Annotated in this window: 17 protein-coding genes; 2 read left to right on the plus strand and 15 right to left on the minus strand. The window is 51.6% G+C overall.

Translation table 11 applies throughout. The features are described 5' to 3' along the window. Positions 1-162 precede the first annotated feature (162 nt). From BLR64_RS10155 to BLR64_RS10195, 8 genes are all read right to left on the minus strand, one after another. On the minus strand, positions 163-1,083 hold the full coding sequence (locus tag BLR64_RS10155; protein ID WP_090714007.1) for a metal ABC transporter substrate-binding protein: 921 nt from the start codon (positions 1,081-1,083) through the stop codon (positions 163-165). Continuing rightward, positions 1,080-1,922 (minus strand): metal ABC transporter permease, encoded by an 843-nt coding sequence (locus BLR64_RS10160; RefSeq protein WP_090714008.1) that lies wholly within the window; start codon positions 1,920-1,922, stop codon positions 1,080-1,082. The genes BLR64_RS10155 and BLR64_RS10160 overlap by 4 nt, the downstream gene beginning before the upstream one ends. Beyond that, entirely contained in the window at positions 1,915-2,658 is a 744-nt protein-coding gene (locus tag BLR64_RS10165; protein WP_208607164.1) for a metal ABC transporter ATP-binding protein, read from the minus strand. The genes BLR64_RS10160 and BLR64_RS10165 overlap by 8 nt, the downstream gene beginning before the upstream one ends. 269 nt (positions 2,659-2,927) lie before the next feature. Continuing rightward, positions 2,928-3,968: an NAD(P)-dependent alcohol dehydrogenase gene (locus BLR64_RS10170; protein WP_090714010.1), complete on the minus strand. Its 1,041-nt coding sequence runs from the start codon at positions 3,966-3,968 to the stop codon at positions 2,928-2,930. 548 nt (positions 3,969-4,516) lie between these two features. After that, positions 4,517-5,644, minus strand: a complete 1,128-nt coding sequence (locus BLR64_RS10180; RefSeq protein WP_090714011.1) for an ROK family transcriptional regulator — start codon at positions 5,642-5,644, stop codon at positions 4,517-4,519. Between the two features lie 217 nt (positions 5,645-5,861). Then, entirely contained in the window at positions 5,862-8,117 is a 2,256-nt protein-coding gene (locus BLR64_RS10185; RefSeq protein WP_090714012.1) for an ATP-binding cassette domain-containing protein, read from the minus strand. Positions 8,118-8,197: 80 nt separating this feature from the next. Continuing rightward, positions 8,198-8,749, minus strand: a complete 552-nt coding sequence (locus tag BLR64_RS10190; RefSeq protein ID WP_090714013.1) for a GNAT family N-acetyltransferase — start codon at positions 8,747-8,749, stop codon at positions 8,198-8,200. A gap of 53 nt (positions 8,750-8,802) precedes the next feature. Then, positions 8,803-9,678: a LysR family transcriptional regulator gene (locus BLR64_RS10195; protein WP_090714014.1), complete on the minus strand. Its 876-nt coding sequence runs from the start codon at positions 9,676-9,678 to the stop codon at positions 8,803-8,805. A 112-nt stretch (positions 9,679-9,790) separates the two neighbouring features. On the opposite strand from BLR64_RS10195, the gene BLR64_RS10200 reads away from it, so the two are divergent. Next, positions 9,791-11,167, plus strand: a complete 1,377-nt coding sequence (locus tag BLR64_RS10200; protein ID WP_090714015.1) for an MFS transporter — start codon at positions 9,791-9,793, stop codon at positions 11,165-11,167. Here the strand turns inward: BLR64_RS10200 and BLR64_RS10205 are convergent. Then, positions 11,103-12,026 (minus strand): LysR family transcriptional regulator, encoded by a 924-nt coding sequence (locus BLR64_RS10205; protein WP_090714016.1) that lies wholly within the window; start codon positions 12,024-12,026, stop codon positions 11,103-11,105. The genes BLR64_RS10200 and BLR64_RS10205 overlap by 65 nt on opposite strands. A 131-nt stretch (positions 12,027-12,157) precedes the next feature. On the opposite strand from BLR64_RS10205, the gene BLR64_RS10210 reads away from it, so the two are divergent. Continuing rightward, on the plus strand, positions 12,158-13,489 hold the full coding sequence (locus BLR64_RS10210; protein ID WP_090714017.1) for a uracil/xanthine transporter: 1,332 nt from the start codon (positions 12,158-12,160) through the stop codon (positions 13,487-13,489). 2 nt (positions 13,490-13,491) lie between these two features. Here BLR64_RS10210 and bshB2 read toward each other — a convergent pair whose 3' ends face one another. The 6 genes from bshB2 to BLR64_RS10240 all read right to left on the minus strand — a co-directional run bounded on the left by bshB2 (position 13,492) and on the right by BLR64_RS10240 (position 17,329). Next, on the minus strand, positions 13,492-14,190 hold the full coding sequence (bshB2, locus tag BLR64_RS10215) for a bacillithiol biosynthesis deacetylase BshB2 (protein WP_244157661.1): 699 nt from the start codon (positions 14,188-14,190) through the stop codon (positions 13,492-13,494). Next, positions 14,190-14,534, minus strand: coding sequence for a YojF family protein (locus tag BLR64_RS10220; protein ID WP_090714018.1), 345 nt, complete (start codon positions 14,532-14,534; stop codon positions 14,190-14,192). Before BLR64_RS10220 ends, bshB2 begins: the two co-directional genes overlap by 1 nt. Positions 14,535-14,582: 48 nt before the next feature. Beyond that, a complete protein-coding gene (locus tag BLR64_RS10225) occupies positions 14,583-14,891 on the minus strand; it encodes a hypothetical protein (protein ID WP_068724345.1) in 309 nt (102 codons plus the stop codon). A 219-nt stretch (positions 14,892-15,110) separates the two neighbouring features. Then, positions 15,111-15,854 (minus strand): amino acid ABC transporter ATP-binding protein, encoded by a 744-nt coding sequence (locus BLR64_RS10230; RefSeq protein WP_415841033.1) that lies wholly within the window; start codon positions 15,852-15,854, stop codon positions 15,111-15,113. A gap of 15 nt (positions 15,855-15,869) precedes the next feature. Then, the gene (locus tag BLR64_RS10235; protein WP_090714020.1) at positions 15,870-16,529 is read right to left on the minus strand and encodes an amino acid ABC transporter permease; all 660 of its coding nucleotides are present in this window, start codon (positions 16,527-16,529) and stop codon (positions 15,870-15,872) included. A gap of 29 nt (positions 16,530-16,558) precedes the next feature. Continuing rightward, entirely contained in the window at positions 16,559-17,329 is a 771-nt protein-coding gene (locus tag BLR64_RS10240) for an amino acid ABC transporter substrate-binding protein (protein WP_090714021.1), read from the minus strand. Between the last annotated feature and the right edge of the window lie 18 nt (positions 17,330-17,347).

Below are 17,347 nucleotides of genomic sequence, written 5' to 3' on the forward strand. Positions count from 1 at the left end.
CTGCATGTTGTGTCATTTCAAATTGTAGATATCATTGCTGTGCGGGTCAATAACATTTTGTGATAGCTATTTATAACCAAACAACCCCCTGCTCTAAGCATCGGCCTAGCAGGGGGTTCTATAATGAAGGTTTGATTCTCATTTAATCTATAAACCTAAATATTATTGTCCTGATAAACCTTCTACCACCTTGTCGATATTCCACTGCATCATCCCAAGGTAAGTATCCCCCTCTTCGCCGTCTTTGGCGACTGAATCCGTGAAAATTCTGGAATGAATCGGCACCCCAGTCTCCGCAGAAACCGTCTCCATCGTCTTAGGGTTTACACTCGTCTCGAGGAACAGCGCCGGAATGCTGTTATCTTCGATAATTCCGATAATCCGGCTCATCTGCTCCGGTGTTCCCTGGCTATCGGTGTTAATCTCCCAGATAAAAGCGGACTCCAGTCCATAGGCCTGCGAAAAGTATTTAAATGCCCCTTCGCTCGTTACCAGAATACGTTTATCTTCAGGAAGCTGCTGCACAGCATCCTTTGCATATTGATCCAGACTGTTCAGCTCAGCAACATATTTTTCCTGATTGCTGCGGTAATATGCTTCGTTGTCAGGGTCCTGCTTAATTACTTGTTCAGTTATGACAGATACATATTTAACAGCATTCTGGATGTCCAGCCAGGCATGGGGATCAACCTGTGATTCCTTGCCCTTTTCCGTCAGATAGATCGGAGTCACAGCTTCGGTCAGAGCAAACGCGGCACCGTTTTTATTGGTTACATCGAGCAGATCCTGGAACCAACCTTTACCAGTCTCCAGATTCATGCCGTTATAAAAGATCAGGTCTGCCCCGGATACCTTGCTTGTGTCCGCAGGCAGCGGATCATACATATGCGGATCGGTTCCGACAGGGACAAGGCTGTAGACCTCCGCCTTATCGCCGGCAATATTCTCAGCCATATCCGCGATGATGGAATAGGTTGCTACAATCTGGAGCTTATCCTTATCTCCTCTTCCGGCGGTAGTATTGGAGCAGGCAGCAAGCAGCAGGAGCAGCAGAGAAAGCGGCAGCAGCAATATTTTCTTCATCGTGTCTTCAATCCTTTCCCGAGGAAATTGTTTTTGGGCGATAAGATAAAGGAAACCGCAAACAGTGCCATGCCCACCAGTACAATTGTGGCACTTGTCGGCAGATTATACCGGAAGCTCACGATAACTCCAGCTATCCCGGATACGGCGCCAACCGCCGAGGCCAGCATAATCATGTGAAACAGCGTCTTGGTCCACAAGTACGAGGTAGCTGCCGGGATAACCAGCATTGCTATAACCAGAACGATGCCGACCTGTGACAACGAGGATACGGTAACTACAGAGAGCAGCATCATCAGCAGATAATGATAGAAGCCTGTCTTCAGCCCGTAAGCTTTGGCCACCACCGGATCAAATGAGCTGATCAGCAGCTCCTTATATAACAAAGTGATAATGGCAATGACAACAAGCATGATAATAAAAGATTGGGTAAGCTCGGATTGCGGAACCGCCAGAATGTTGCCGAACAGGATATGTGTCAGGTCAAGCCCGCTCCGCGCAAAGGTAATCAGAACGATGCCTAGTGCGAAAAAAGAGCTAAGAATGATGCCGATGGACGTATCGCTTTTGATATTGCTGCGGCTGGTTATAAATTGAATCAGTATGGCTGCCAGCAGTCCGAACAGGGATGCACCCAGCAGAATGTTGATGCCCAGTATATAAGATAGCGCAACCCCGGGCAGAACAGCATGGGATAAGGCATCGCCCATCAGCGACATTTTGCGGAGTACGATAAAGCTGCCCAGCGCGCCGGACACAATGCCGAGGATAACCGCCGACAGTCCGGCGTTAAGGGCATACACGGGAATGTCCAGTAAGTCGGATAAAAGATTAATCATGCGCCTCACCCCCCGCCCCTCGGATGATCACATTGCCCAAGGAAGCTCCATACGCTCTGCGGATATTACCGGTGGTGAACGTATCGCCAACATCGCCAAAGGCAATCAGCTTTTTATTGAGAATGATGATTTTGTCAAAATAGTCCTCGACCTCATGCAGGTCATGATGAACGATGAGGATGGTCTTGCCCTCAGCCCGCAGCTGCTTGAGCAGCTTGACGATAATCGTCTCGCTGACCAGATCAATGCCGACAAACGGCTCGTCGAGGAAAAAAACCTCCGCCTGCTGGGCGAGCGCCCTTGCTATAAACACCCGCTGCAGCTGTCCCCCTGACAGATTACTGATCTGCCGGTTCGCGAGATCCCCGATATCCACCATTGCCATGCAGCGCTCGGCGATCTCCTGCTCCTTTTTACCGGGACGCCGGAACAGCTTCAGGCCTGGGTAGGTTCCTGTTAAAACCGTATTGCGTACTGTAATCGGGAACGACAGGTCAATATCATTCTTTTGCGGTACATAGGCAATTCGCCGCTTCCAGCCGGATATATCTGTCCCGTTAATATTTACGGAGCCGCTCCGTTTTTTGACGACCTCAAGCAGTGCCTTGATAAAGGTTGATTTACCTGCGCCGTTCGGCCCGATAATGCCGACAGAATAACCCAAAGGGATGTTCAGATCAATGCTCTCCAGCACCGGGTTGCCGAAATAGTCCACATTCAGGTCTTTAATTTCGATCACAGTATTCTCTCCTGTCCGATGAACTTTTTCACGCACAACTATTTTATAGTGGGGTAAAATTATTTCTCTGTACAATATTTGTTTCCTTCAGGAAACTTATATTCTTAAGTACAATATATTTAACCCAGAGAAAATTGTCAATATTATTTTAAATTTTTCGGATCTCTGAGAATGAGAATATCGTTATGTTTGCAGCGCAAAAAAGCCCGGCCCGTCAAATCGACGGACTGGGCTTTAAGATGTATCAAATAATTATCAGTGCAGAGTTATCCCATTTTGATGACGGCCTTGACGACCTCTTCTTTGTTATCGATGACAAAATCAAACGCCTTTTGGGATTCTTCAAAGCTGAATTCGTGCGTAACGATGCCCTTAACATCGATTTTGCCGCCTGAAATCGCACCAATTGCAGCCGGATACAGGTTGCGGTAACGGAAGACCGATTTGATGTCAGCCTCTTTGAACATAATCTGCATGAAATCAAAGTCAATGATATCCTTGGCCGCCAGGCCCACAAGTACAATGCTGCCGCCCCGTTTGACCAGATAAGGCGTCTGTTTGACCGTATGCTCACTGCCGGCAGTTTCGATTACTTTATCCATGCCTGCCCCATCCGTCAGTGCAGCGACTACCCCGAGCACATCTTCCTGTCTGGCGTTGATGACTTGCGTAGCACCGAGGCGCTTGGCTGCTTCCAGCCGCTTCTCGATAATGTCGACCACTACGATGTCGGTTGCACCAAAGGCTTTGCAGGCCAGCAGCGTGACAAGCCCGATGCAGCCTGCGCCCAGAATAACGACACGATCGCCAAGCCTGATACCGCCTTGCGCTGCTGCATGGAGTCCCACCGACAGCGGCTCAACCAGTGCGCCTTCTTCCGAGGAGACGTTGTCCGGCAGCTTGAACGCCATATTTTCCGGGAATGCGATATAATCCATAAGGCAGCCGTGATAAGGCGGGGTCGCGAGAAATTGTACATCAGGACACAGATTATACTTTCCGCTCTTGCAGAACTCGCATTGGCCGCAGGTAATTCCAGGCTCCAGCGCTACCCGGTCACCAACCTGCAGATGCTTCACCCCGGAGCCAAGCTGAACCACCTTGCCCGCACACTCATGACCCAGGATAAAATCTCCCTCGACTACAAAATCACCGATCCGGCCATGCTCCAGATAATGTACATCCGAGCCGCAGATCCCCACATATTCCAGCTTGACTATAACCTCACCTTCAGCCGGCACCGGCATCTCGATTTCTCTCATTTCCATTTTCTTGAGTTCGGTCATATAAAAAGCCCTGTTCTTCATTATGGTCTCTCCTTCCGTAATTAGCCAGGTTGCGGGCCTGTATAGGACTCCCGATCCTGACGTGCTGTTAGTATATAAAGATCTATCCGCCGTCCGGCTGGTGAATGCCGTTGATGATCTTCATCAGGGTGGATTTGCCTGCACCGTTCTAGCCGCACAGCACATGCACCGACCTTTTTTCACAGTAAAGTTGATTTTGTCTAATACCTTGACCCCCGGAAAGGACTTTTCAATCTGTGACACCCGAAGCTTAATCTCTTGTTCCATTCCCTTGCCTCCATCGTTATGATACGTGTTGAGATAAGGTTTTCAATTAATCCAATCTTTACAAATGTACTTTTATAAAACATCCTAAAGAAGATTATAGCCAGAATTGTTTTGCTGTCAACAGAAATCAGCATGAGGTGTAAGCGGAATCATTTTTGTCATTTAATCAGACACAAAAAAGCCCCAACCGATAGCGGACTGCACCGTTATTCCGGCGCATTTCCGCTATGTCTGGGACCTGATTATGAAAATATACTGCAAACGATGCTTGTTCCCGCTTATCAGATGGTGTCAATGAACCCGGCAACAAGCTCCAGAGCTGCACCTACCGCAGTTGCCTCCAGCTTGTATTTGCAGACCCGCAGATAGGAGCCGTCTGCCTCGAAGGTATTCTTACTTGCTACGCGCTCCTGAAGAAGGTCGATGTATTCCTCCATGTACGCTCCGGCGTATCCGCCAAGGATCACATCGCAATCATAGAGCATCCGCAGATTGTTGATCGTCACCACAAGATAGACAAGGTACTCTTCCCAGAGTGCTTTCTGCGGCTCTTGACCGGTGCGCAGCAGCCGGAAGAATTCTGAGATGCTGCCTTGTGTACTGTCCGAGAGAATGCGGGCCGAGCAATAAGCATCGACACAGCCCTTCTGCCCGCAGTAGCAGGTATGGCCGCCGGGAACGATGGTCATATGGCCAAACTCCCCGCTGCGGTGATTCTGGCCGGTGTAAATCTGGTTATCGACAATAATGGAGCCGCCTACACTGTTGTTCAGCGAGAGGTAGACGACATTATTCAGGTCCTGCTCCCCCCACAATTCGGCGAATCCTGCTGCATTGGCATCATTGCTAAGGACGCAGGTGTATGGGATATGCTCCGCGAACTGCCGGACATTGCCGCCTTTAAAGTCGATGACTGTAGCATAGCTGACCGTCTGGCGGTCAGCTTCGAGAATCGCGGGCAGTGCTATGCCTACACCGAGGATTTTGCTGCTGTCTATGGCGCAATCAGCTACAAAATCGTCCACCAGCCTGCCCACTCCCTGAAAATAAGTCTCTGAATTGGCAAAAGGAAACTGATGACGGACATTCTTCACCATTTTTCCGCTGAGATCTATGGCGACTATTCCGACGTGATTCCGCGTTACATCCAGACCGATGCTGTATTTTGCCACACTGTTGCAAGCGATGGCCTTTGCCTTCCGTCCTCCTGTAGATTCGAACAACCCGGTCTCTATAATCAGATCACGTTCCTGCAGTTCTTTGAGATTCTGGGTAACCGTCGGAAGGCTCAGGTTAACTGCCGAAGCAATCTCCTGAATGGAAGTCGATGGATGGTAGTTCAGGTAACGGTAGATCGCGTTCCGGTTCATTTTTTTGACATCCATACTGTTTAAGCGTTGTGCTGCCATTGTGCAAACCCTCCGACTTTTATAAATGTATTTCTATTATCTGTTCTATTCATCATAATCTATGTTCATCCGGATTTGCAATGATTCGGGGCTTGTTTTGTGAATATTTTCACTATATTGATTCTATTGAACTGATCATCGTTATGCCGGCGCAAAATAGCCCGACCTGAGCCGCCATTGGAAGCAGACGGTTCAGAATCGGGCTATCCGGTCCATCTTAACTCAAGTATTTACCGGTAATGGATTCGGCCGCTTCCCTAATCCGGTCAGGCGTACCTTCGTACACGACCTGTCCTCCCCGGCTGCCGCCGTCCGGCCCCATGTCGATGATCCAGTCAGCCTGGCTGATGACCTCCAGATTATGCTCGATGACGATCACCGTGTTACCGCCGTCCACGAGCCGGTCCATGATCTCCAGCAGATGACCGATATCGGACATGTGCAGCCCGGTCGTCGGCTCGTCCATCACATAGATGCTGCCCTGCTTGTGCAGCTCGCTGGCCAGCTTGATCCGCTGGCACTCCCCGCCTGACAGGGTGCTGAGCGGCTGGCCGAGCGTAATGTAGGTCAGCCCGACATCGCTCAGCGCCTGGAGCTTGCGCCGGACCTCCTTCAGCTCGAAGAATTCCAGTGCCTGCTCCACTGTCATCTCGAGCACTTCAGCAATGGATTTGCCGTTCAGCTTGTAAGCCAGTACCTCTTCCTTGAAGCGTCTCCCGCCGCATACCTCACATGGCAGCTTTATCGTATCCAGAATGGCCATTTCGGCATAGACCACACCTAGACCCTGGCAATTCTCGCAGGCTCCTTTGGAGTTGAAGCTGAACAAGCCGGGACTGACCTTGTTGGCACTGGCAAACGCCTTGCGCACATCATCCATGATGCCGATATAGGTTGCCGGATTGGACCGGGTGGATACGCCGATAGCCGACTGGTCAATTACGATAGCCTCCGGGTGGCTGCTGAGAAAGACATCATTTATCAGTGTACTTTTACCTGAACCGGCAACCCCGGTCACTACCGTCAAAACCCCTGCGGGGATATCCACGGAGACCTTGTGCAGATTATGCAGGGAAGCCTCTCTCACCGGCAGCTTGCCGGTAGCCTGCCTGTACTTTTGCTTCAATTGCAGCCGGCGTTTCAGATGCGCACCCGTTAACGTTCCTGACTCCAGCAGACCCTCGTAGCTGCCTTCGTAGACAATGCTGCCGCCGCGGCTTCCGGCATTCGGCCCGACATCCACGATATGATCTGCCACCTTGATGACATCCGGATCATGCTCGACGACGATGACCGTATTCCCTTTATCGCGCAGCTTCTGCAGCAGCTCATTAAGGCGGTGTACGTCACGGGGATGCAATCCGACACTCGGCTCATCAAAGATATAGGTAACATCCACCAGACTGCCGCTGAGATGCTTCACCATCTTGACCCGCTGGGACTCTCCGCCGGAGAGGGTATCTGTCTCACGGTCCAGTGTCAGATAATCAAGCCCGATATCTACCAGATGCTGAAGCCGTTCGGTCAACGATTTGACAGCCGGAGCTGCCGCTGGATCACTGATCTCCTGTATAGTTCGGATCAGCCTGCCGACCTCCATTGATGACAGCTCGGCAATATTGTAACCGTTGATCCGGCAGCCGAGTGCCGCCTGGCTCAGTCTTGCTCCGTGACAGCTTGGACACGGGCCTTCGGTAATGAAGGGGGCGACCATCTTCTGGGTGCGCTCGGATTTCATTTTGACATCCTGTCTGATGTATTTGCCTGAGAATTTCTCAATGACGCCTTCTACGGTAATGTTGGTCGCTTTGCCTGCGAAATCCATTTTTACTTTTCTCGCTTTGGCGTACAGCAGCTGGTTCAGCTCCGCTTCCGTGTAGTCGCTCAGCCGCTTATCCAGATCAAAATCTCCGGCCTGGACGATCATATTCCACTCCCAGCCGCCTACTGAATAATCGGGCAGGAGAATAGCGCCCTCGTTCAGTGATTTTGACAGATCCAGCGCCTTGTCCATATCGACCCCAAGCCTGCGGCCAATCCCGCTGCATTCAGGGCACATCCCCTGAGGATCATTGAAGGAGAACATATTCGCCCCTCCGATATTCGGCTGGCCTACCCGGGAGAACAGCAAACGCAGAATCGGAGAAATATCAGTGATCGTACCCATGGTGGAATGGGAGCCTCCGCCCAGCCGTTTCTGATCCACAATGACAGCCATGCTCAGATTCTCGATTGCATCGGTATCCGGCTGCGGGAATTTGGCCAGAAAGGTGCGCACGAACATACTGAAGTTCTCATTCAGCAGACGCGAAGATTCCGCAGCAATCGTATCAAAGACAATCGAGGATTTGCCGGAGCCCGAGACACCGGTGAAAATCGTAATCCTCCGCTTGGGGATGCGCAATGAAACATTTTTGAGGTTATTTTCCCTCGCACCCGTAATGACGATAAATTCCTGGTCAGACCTGCCCATGTTAAGCATCCCTCCGGTTGGTGTTAGTATAAGCTGACATTGCTATTGTACCATCTAGAGCCAGACAAAACCGTTCACATTCAATCCACGGGATTTAAAATAGCGAGCACCTGATGGTCCTCCCACACGCCGTTAATTTTCACATTACGGACAGCAAGACCCTCCTTGTGAAACCCGGCCTTTTCCAGAACCCGGATCGAGCCTGGATTCTTGGGTGACGCCTCGCCGGTAATCCGGTGAAACTTCAGCTCCTCAAACGCATACTGCACGACGATTTTAACCGCTTCAGTCATGTATCCCCGCCCGTTAAACTCCTGATCCAGGCTGTAGCCGATCATACAGCTCTGCAGCGCTCCTCTTACCACAAATGACAGGCCAACACTACCGATAATCCGGCCGTCCTCCCGGCGGCATACTACAAAATCATACCTCCGGTCCGTTTCACGGTCTGACCTGCTGTTCGCTATCAGCTGACGCTGATACTCCTCAGTGTAGAATTCGTCGATGGCACTTGGTGAAAACTGCTCAAAAAATGACCGGTTACGCTTATAAATATCTGTTAACGCTGCAGCATCCGCCTCTTGCGGGAACCGGACGTAAATCCGCTGATCCGCTGCTGTTGTCTTGTCCACTGCCAGCACCACCCTGCAAAAGATAATAGTTATACTAACTGATTCACACGTCCTTACTCTAGTCCGGCAAAATATCCGATCACAGCCTCGCGGAACTCGCAGGCTGCCGGTGAAAGATAGCGCCCCTTATTCCACAGCAGAGCTATCTCCCGTACCAGCTTGTCGTTATCAACCTGCAGATAGCTGACCGCGCCTCGTGAATCCTTCGCTGTTCCGGGAATAAAGGCAATCCCGATTTCTGCTTCCACCAGCTGGATCAGCCTCGAAGGCTCATCCCCTTCATACACATAATTCGGGGTAAAGCCCACTTCGGTGCATACGGAATCAGCCAGATCCCGGGTTCCGTATCCCTTTTTGACACCTACAAACCATTCATCCTTCAGTTCAGCCAGAGAAATGACGGACTGGCCTGCCAGTCGGTGCCCTTTCGGTACAGCAAGCAGAAGCGGATCAATGTATACAATCCGGGTTTCAATCTCCTCCGCTTCAAAGGATGGCGAAGACAGACAGAAATCTACTTCTCCCCTCAACAGGCAGTCCGTCATCTCCCGGGTTGTCAGCATCTGTACATGAAAATGAATGTCCGGCCGCTTGTGCCGGTAGGCACGCAGAATATTGGGGAGTGCGCTTGCCGCGGTTACAGCCAGCTCCAGGGTAGCGGGCTCCTGATTGGCTAGTTGCTGCAGCTCCTGCTTACCCTGTGCCAGCTCAAACAGTGCACGCTCTGCACGCAACAGAAATTTGCTGCCGTAATTATTCAGCTTCAGCCGCCGCCCGTTCCGGTCAAAAAGCGGGACACCAAGATCCTCCTCCAGCCGGGCGATGGTTCTGCTTAGTGAGGATTGCGTAACGTGAAGGCTGTGCGCAGCCTCTGTTACATGTTCAAGCCGGGCTACCGTCACGAAATATTGCAGTTGCAGAAGCTCCATAGCGCCTCCCTTCATTCCTTATAGTCAATGAAATCATAACATAAAATGCATTGGAGTAAATATCGAATTTCCTTTACGATAACATTACTTTCACAACAAGGAGGACACTGAAATGAAGAACCGTAACAGGTTGTTATTAATAGCGGTAGGATTGGGGGTCCTGCTGAATCCGCTGAATTCTTCCATGATTTCGATTGCTTTAGCCAGACTCCAGGAAGTCTACCGGCTGGATTATACTGCTGTATCCTGGGTGGTTTTTGCTTTTTATATTGCCAGCAGTGTCGCCCAGCCGGTCATGGGCAAAGCCAGCGATCTGTTCGGCCGGCGGCGCATTTTTCTTGCCGGACTGGTGGTTGCCTTCGCAGCCTCCATGCTTGCTCCCTTTTCGCCGGGGTTTGGCTGGCTGATCGTTTGCCGTATTATCCAGTCCATCGGGACAAGCATGATGGTTGCGGTTGGTATGGCCATTGTGCGGATACATATTAAGGAGAACCAGGCCGCTGCCCTGTCTGTACTGTCCGTCTTTTTATCTGGCGCTGCGGCAGTAGGACCTTTTATCGGAGGCGTTATTATTGGGCGGTGGGATTGGGAGTCGGTGTTTTGGGTCAATATTCCATTCACGGCTGCCGGCTTTGTGCTGGCCTGGAGGAGCATTCCTGCGGATCGCCCGGAGGGGTTTGCGGTGAATAGCAGACCACTCTTACATTGGCTGGTAATTATGGACGTTAAAGGAATTATACTGTTTGCAGCCGGTCTGACAGCCTTGCTTCTTGGTGTGCTGTCCTTTGAGTCCTCCGAAACCGCAGCGTCCTGGCAGATCCTTACGGCTCTATGCGGACTTACGCTGCTTGCCGGTTTTGTAATACATGAGCTGAGAACAGCTTCGCCCTTTATTCCCCTGCGCACCTTTGCCCGCTACCCGGCAATGACCCGGGTTAATGTAGAATACATGCTGGTTAACGTGCTGTATTATGCGCTCTTCTTCGGGCTGCCCTCTTATCTGCAGACGGTACGGGAAGTCAGTGTCTTTGAGACAGGCATTCTTATGCTGAGTCTCGGACTGTGCTCGCTAGCAGCCGCCCCGCTTGCAGGACGCTGGGTAGACCGCTCTGGTCCGGGGCCGGCCCTCTTGCTGTCTGCCCTGCTGATGACGTTCGGTTCACTGTGGCTGGTAATGCTGAACGGAAGCTGGCCGGTTGCCAGCATATGTATAGCTTTGGCCGCATTCGGAATAAGCAACGGGCTAAGCGGTGTCGGACTGCAGGCCGCCCTGTTTCAAAGCTCTCCCAAGGAAATCATCGGTGTTGCTTCAGGTGTGTTCAATACCTCAAGATATTTCGGGACCATCCTGTCCTCTCTGCTGACTGGCCTTATTATGGGCGGACAGCTCAGCTCCGGCGGCTTACGGCGGCTTGCCGTTGTTCTTACTGCAATCGCGCTTCTGCTGATATTTCTGAACCGGCAGCGCCTGCGCGCAGGGTTCCGATAAAGTTCACCGCAGCTTTGCTGAGGAACGGCTGCTTCAGCCAGATTACGGCCGAGCTGGATACAGCATAGGGATCATCGATCCGGGAATAACGGAGGCTCCGGCCGGTATGCCTGCCAAGGGAAGTCTCAGGAAGGATTGACGCACCGAACCCGGAGGATACCAGCTCAATAAGCATTCCGATGTCAGAACATTCGCCAATAATAATCGGGGATAATCCGCGGGAGCGGAAATGCTCAAGGATCAGGTTATAGAGCCCCAGCCCTTCCGTACTTGGAAGAAGCAGCGGGTATCCGGCAATTGCTTCGTAAGATACGCTTTCATGCTTACAGGTCAGCGTACCGGGTTCTGCATCACCCGTAACAAAATAGAGCGGCTCATCACCAAGCATCAGGCAGTCAAAATCCTCCAGATCTATCGGCAGGCGGACAATAGCCAGATCGAGCGTCTTATCACGGACCAGCTGAATCAGCGTATTCGTTTCGTTCTGCTGGATTTTGAATGTTACCTTCGGGTACTTTTCCCGGAACAGGCTGAGTGCACCGGGCAGCCGGGAATCGGACAAGGTATTAACCCCGATTGACAGTTTTCCGCGGATACCAAGTCCGCTCTCACGGGTTTCAGCCTTCGCTTCATCCATCAGGCGGGTTATCGTGAGGGCATGCTCAAATAGCGTCCTGCCAGGAGCGGTCAGTTCCAGCTGCCGGCCGTTACGGTGAAACAGTTGCACGCCAAGCTCCGTCTCCATCAACTTAAGCTGCTGGCTTAACGGAGGCTGGGACATATGCAGCTTCAGCGCGGCAGAGGTAACCTGCCGTTCCTCCGCAAGGGCAATAAAATAACGCAGCTGCCTGATATCCATAATCTCGGCTCCTTTAACACAAAAGTATATGATAATCATATACTTTTGCTACAATCTTAATATTATTCATATAGTTTACTTCATGTTACCATGCTTATGTAAGATTAACGCAGAAAGCTGGTAATATACCTATGCATTGGAACAAGTACAAGAGTAACCTGAGCTTATTGCCCACAGGCGTGCAGTGGCTTTTCTTTTTGTTTACCAATACAGTGCTGGTCCCGCTGTCAGTGGGCCATGCGCTGGGAATGAACGCAGCTGACATTACCGCTTCAATGCAGCGTTCCTTCATTCTGACCGGCCTGTTATGTATTGTCCAAGCCGTGTGGGGACACCGTTACGCCCTTATGGACGGTCCTGCCGGCATTTGGTGGGGACTGGTTCTCGGAATCATCTCCTCCGCTCCTGCGATGGGCATGAATCCCGCGTCCGTAGCAGCGAGTCTGACCGGCGGTTTTCTGCTGGCCGCTATTATTGGAAGCCTCCTGGCTCTGCTAGGCTTCCTTAAGCTGCTGCAGCGCATATTTACTCCAGTTGTAATGGGCATCTATCTGCTGCTGCTTACCTTTCAGCTGGCGAATACGTTCTTCAAAGGGATGATCGGCTATAATGCCGGCGGCACATGGGATTTAAAGCTTGCCGGCCTGTCGCTTGTCATCATCCTGTTTGTTTCCTTTATTCATTTGAAGGCGAAAGGCAAGCTCAGCCAGTTCTCTCTGCTGCTTGGCATCATAGCAGGCTGGATCGCCTACGCAATCTGCTTCGGCAGTTCCGGAAGCATGGGAGCAGCATCAGCTGATAACACTGCTGTCTGGCAATGGATGCCATGGGGCAGGCCAACCTTTGTGCCGGGCATCGTCATGGTCGGTCTGCTTGCCGGGCTGGTTAATATGACCAACACCTTAACCAGCCTGCTGGCTGCAGATAAGCTGTATCAACAGCAGGCTACAGAGAAGCAGTATATCCGCTCGCTGCTGTTCACCAATCTGTTCTCGGTTGCCGGCGCCTGCTTCGGGCTGATTCCGTTCGGCACGTTCGCTTCCTCAATAGGATTTCTAGAGAATACGAAGGTGGTGCGACGGTCTGCACTGATAACCGGTGCTGCACTGCTCATGCTTGTCGGCCTCATACCGGCTTTGAGCGGCTGGCTGGCGCTGCTTCCGATGTCTGTCGGCAGCACAGTGCTGATTGTCGCCTACCTGCAAATGTTCGGCACGGCGCTGAATCCCCTGGGCCGCACCGCACTTAATTCCAAAACGATTTACCGTGTTGCACTCCCTGTATTGACCGGTATCGGAATCATGAATATTCCCGCCTCCGCCTTTGCCGGCTTCCCGCCGCTGCTGACTCCGCTCGCTTCCAACAGGCTGGTCGTTGGTGTCATACTGGCTTTGGGAATGGAGAACCTTGTCCCTTGGAGCCAATTCGAGCCCAAGGCTACCAGCCTGCCGGCATCCAAATAAGCTTAACTAAACCGGTAAGTCCAAAACTGTTCAATGCCGTAACGGCTGCGGATTTCCTCATCGGTTAGAACCCGGCTGCCCACAAGCTCCGCTGCCTGGAACTGTGAACGGTGCGACTGAATGGATGCCATTTTTGAAGACAGGAATGCGGTAACATCTACGGTTACGTCCGCTTTTCCGATCATCTGTTCATGATTGCTGGAGAAAGCACTGCATAGAACAACCGGCCGTTCTTCCGCAGGAAGCCGCCCGATGGTTCTTACGACAGCAGCTCCGGTCGCATCATGATCGGGGTGAACGCTGTAGCCGGGATAGAATGTTATCACGATCGAAGGTTTCAGCTCCAGCAGCATGTCCAGAATGGTTCCATCCAGCAGTTCCTGGTCCTCGAACTCTATCATCTTGTCATGGAAGCCAAGCATTCTGAGGTCCTGGATGCCAATTGCCCGGCAGGAGTCTTCCAGCTCCCGCTTACGGATGCCCGGAAGAGTAACCCGGTTAGCAAAGGGCGGAATGCCCATATTCCGGCCCATTTCGCCAAGAGTAAGGCAGGCAAAGGTCACCTGAGCGCCTCCTGCTATGTATTTGGCCAAAGTGCCCGCTGCAACAAAGGACTCGTCATCCGGGTGCGGGAACACGGCCAGAATGCGCAAAGCATCAGCTTGATTATTGCTCATATTCATAACTTCATCCATATTCATCAGAACGCCTCCAGACTCAGCTGCAGGGCGATAACCAGCTTGCCCATGCTGTCATGTCCGGCCAGAATAAGACGCTGCGTATCCTGCTCATCTATATGGGTAAGCCCTTCGGCGTAAATCCAGCCCTGTTCGGTTTTTAACCCGACCCGGTACGGACCGGTGCCGGAGATGGAGCCCTGGGTGTAACGGATAACCGCATTGCTGATAAAAGCGGAGGCCGAATGACGGCTGCTGTCCAGATGGTTGGCATATGCCCCTGAAGTAAGTTCAAGATGGAGATATAACTCCCTGCCGGATAATTCATTTATCCGTGACTGTATATGTTGTGGTTGTATCGGCTGCATAGTATACTCCTTCATTAGTAATAAGGCCTCGGTGACTGCACTTCATAATTATCCTTCTACAATATCTGCCTGAAGATCGGTGGCAATCTCAATCATTAAAGGAACGACCGCCTCTGCGGATACCGCCACATAGAGATCTCCGGAATACAGACGAAAAGGAATTTCCGTTTCACCGTAAGTCCACATGAAGAAATCCCCCTCAATGGTCATAATGCTCTCAGGTCCTTTAACGGTAAAAGTCTGCGAATAAGCAAAATCAGCCCGCTGTGCGAAGTACTGCTTGCATTCCTCCAGAGTGATCGCCTGTGCCGCGTTGTCCTCCTGCATGGAACGGGTAATACGAAAACGCTGATTCATGTTATGCCTCCAAAAGAACAAATTTCTGCAGCGGTAGAGGGCCTTTATGCCTTACATCCCGCTGTCCCGAAACCCCATTTTCTCATTCCCTGTGCTCCCTGTCAAAACAATGCATGTTCATTCATGCAGATAATGACAAATTATCTTCGCATATATCCTTTCTGATATATCAAAAAAGTGCATAGCCGCCGCTACACACTCTTTCAAATCCTCTTCTGTTTACTCCTGATTCAAAAAAGTCCGGGTCCGCTCCAGCTGCGGATTGCCGAAGATTTGCTCCGGTGTTCCGGATTCAGCTATCTCCCCGTTGTCCATAAAGAATACCCGGTCTGCCACATCACGGGCAAAGTTCATCTCATGGGTTACGATGATCATCGTCATGTTCTCCTCGGCCAGCTGGCGGATTACACGGAGCACCTCGCCGGTCAGCTCGGGATCGAGTGCAGATGTCGGCTCGTCAAACAGCAGAATGTCCGGATTCAGCATCAGCGCTCTGGCGATAGCTACCCGCTGCTTCTGCCCGCCGGACAGCATGGACGGATATACATCCGCCTTGTCAGCCAGACCGACCTTAGTCAGCAGCTCCGTGCTTCTCGCAGCAATGACCTGGCTGCTCTCCCGCTTCAGCGTTCTGGGGGCCAGCTCCAAATTTCCCCGTACCGTCAGGTGCGGGAACAGGTTGAAGTGCTGGAATACCATGCCCATTGTGGCGGTAATGTCCCTGATCGCCGCGCTGCCGGCGTATTTCCCGTTCTCGGCCAGCGTTTTACCGTGGATGAAGATGCTCCCGCCGGTAATTTCCTCCAGATGCACAAGACTGCGCAGCATGGTGCTTTTACCGGAGCCGGAAGGTCCAATGACGGCCACAACCTCACCGGGTTTCACTTCAAAGGTAATTTGCTTCAGCACATCCAGGCTGCCGAAGGATTTCTGTAATTGTTTTACTTCTATAATACTGCTCATAATCGGACAGCCCTTCTACTCAAATTTGAAACGTTTCTCCAGCAGTTTGAAGAACAGCGTCAGCACAAGTGTCATCAGCAGATAGATGATGCCTGCCACAACAAACGGCGTCACCGTAAAGTCACGGTTCACTGCGGTCTTGGCATAATTCAGCAGCTCCGGTACGGCTACGGCATAGAGCAGTGCAGTGTCTTTGACCAGGGTGATCGACTCATTCGCTACTGCCGGCAGCGCCACCCGGAACATCTGGGCGAGAATAACCTTGCGCAGTGTCTGCCATTTGCTGAGTCCCAGCACCTTGGCAGCCTCATGCTGTCCTTTGTCAATGGACAGCAGGCCCCCGCGGAATATTTCCGCGAAGTAGGCTCCATAGTTCAGGATAAAGCCGAGGGCAGCGGCAGCAAAACGGTCCATGACCAGATACTCTCCGATGACCGGAATCTGCGGCAGTCCAAAGCAGAAGAACAGCAGCTGCAGCAGCAGCGGAGTGCCGCGCATCACGTAGATATAGGTGTGGGCCAGCCAGGCTAACGGCTTAATCCGGCTTTTGGCCACCAGGGTGACCAGCATCCCGAGCGGGATGGACAGGACGATAACGATCAGGAACAGCAGCACCGTTGTGCGTGCCCCCTCCAGCATCGGCCCGGCAATCTGGATAATATAATCAATACTCATTTCTGTAACCGACTCCTAAAGGAAGCTATCTAGTTCAATACTTTGTTTTCGCCAAACCATTTGGTAGAAATTTCGGCGGCTGTGCCGTCACTGCTGAGCTCATCCAGCGCCTTCTGCAGCTCATCGAGCAAAGCCTGATTGTCCTTCTTGATGCCAACACCATATTGCTCAGGGGCGAGGGATTCATCCAGCAGCTTGTATGTGTTCTGCTCAAGGGACATATAGTATCTGGCAACTACTTCATCAATAACTACGCCGTCAAGACGGCCCGATTTCAGGTCAGTCAGGGCCAGCACGTTATCCGGGAACTCGGATACACCGGCAACCTCAGCCTTGATTGGGCTTGCATCCAGTGCGTCAGCGGCGGACGACAGGCTCTGAAGCCCCAGCTCTTTGCCGGCAAGATCCGCAAGGGTGGCCAGCGGAGAATCAGCAAGCACGACTACTACCTGGCTGTTTTCAAGATAGGGTCTGGTGAACAGCACCTTTTCCTTGCGCTCATCAGTGATCGTGTATCCGTTCCAGATCATATCGATACGTCCGCTGTTCAGCTCGGACTCTTTAGCTGACCAGTCGATTGGCTGGAAAGTAACCTTTTTGCCCATTTTCTCGGCGGCAGCCTTGGCATAGTCAATATCGAAGCCGACAATTTCATTGTTCTCGTCACGGAAGCCCATTGGTGCGAACTTGTCATCAATCCCGATAACCAGCTTGTTATCATCATTTCCTGATCCGGAGCAGCCTGCAATCACTGCAATAATCATTACCGTTAAAAGAATCCATACTCCCTTGCGTCTCATCTCTCTAATCCCCCTAGT

Origin of the sequence: Paenibacillus typhae (genome assembly GCF_900099765.1) — a bacterium.
In the GTDB taxonomy this organism is placed as follows: domain Bacteria; phylum Bacillota; class Bacilli; order Paenibacillales; family Paenibacillaceae; genus Paenibacillus_AQ; species Paenibacillus_AQ typhae.

Coding starts and splice junctions, on each gene's coding strand:
- BLR64_RS10200 (WP_090714015.1), top strand. CDS start 9,791: ATGAAGAACCGTAACAGGTTGTTATTAATAGCGGTAGGATTGGGGGTC.
- bshB2 (WP_244157661.1), bottom strand. CDS start 14,190: ATGAATATGGATGAAGTTATGAATATGAGCAATAATCAAGCTGATGCT.
- BLR64_RS10235 (WP_090714020.1), bottom strand. CDS start 16,529: ATGAGTATTGATTATATTATCCAGATTGCCGGGCCGATGCTGGAGGGG.
- BLR64_RS10225 (WP_068724345.1), bottom strand. CDS start 14,891: ATGAATCAGCGTTTTCGTATTACCCGTTCCATGCAGGAGGACAACGCG.
- BLR64_RS10210 (WP_090714017.1), top strand. CDS start 12,158: ATGCATTGGAACAAGTACAAGAGTAACCTGAGCTTATTGCCCACAGGC.
- BLR64_RS10180 (WP_090714011.1), bottom strand. CDS start 5,644: ATGGCAGCACAACGCTTAAACAGTATGGATGTCAAAAAAATGAACCGG.
- BLR64_RS10185 (WP_090714012.1), bottom strand. CDS start 8,117: ATGGGCAGGTCTGACCAGGAATTTATCGTCATTACGGGTGCGAGGGAA.
- BLR64_RS10170 (WP_090714010.1), bottom strand. CDS start 3,968: ATGAAGAACAGGGCTTTTTATATGACCGAACTCAAGAAAATGGAAATG.
- BLR64_RS10230 (WP_415841033.1), bottom strand. CDS start 15,854: ATGAGCAGTATTATAGAAGTAAAACAATTACAGAAATCCTTCGGCAGC.
- BLR64_RS10195 (WP_090714014.1), bottom strand. CDS start 9,678: ATGGAGCTTCTGCAACTGCAATATTTCGTGACGGTAGCCCGGCTTGAA.
- BLR64_RS10240 (WP_090714021.1), bottom strand. CDS start 17,329: ATGAGACGCAAGGGAGTATGGATTCTTTTAACGGTAATGATTATTGCA.
- BLR64_RS10160 (WP_090714008.1), bottom strand. CDS start 1,922: ATGATTAATCTTTTATCCGACTTACTGGACATTCCCGTGTATGCCCTT.
- BLR64_RS10205 (WP_090714016.1), bottom strand. CDS start 12,026: ATGGATATCAGGCAGCTGCGTTATTTTATTGCCCTTGCGGAGGAACGG.
- BLR64_RS10220 (WP_090714018.1), bottom strand. CDS start 14,534: ATGCAGCCGATACAACCACAACATATACAGTCACGGATAAATGAATTA.
- BLR64_RS10155 (WP_090714007.1), bottom strand. CDS start 1,083: ATGAAGAAAATATTGCTGCTGCCGCTTTCTCTGCTGCTCCTGCTGCTT.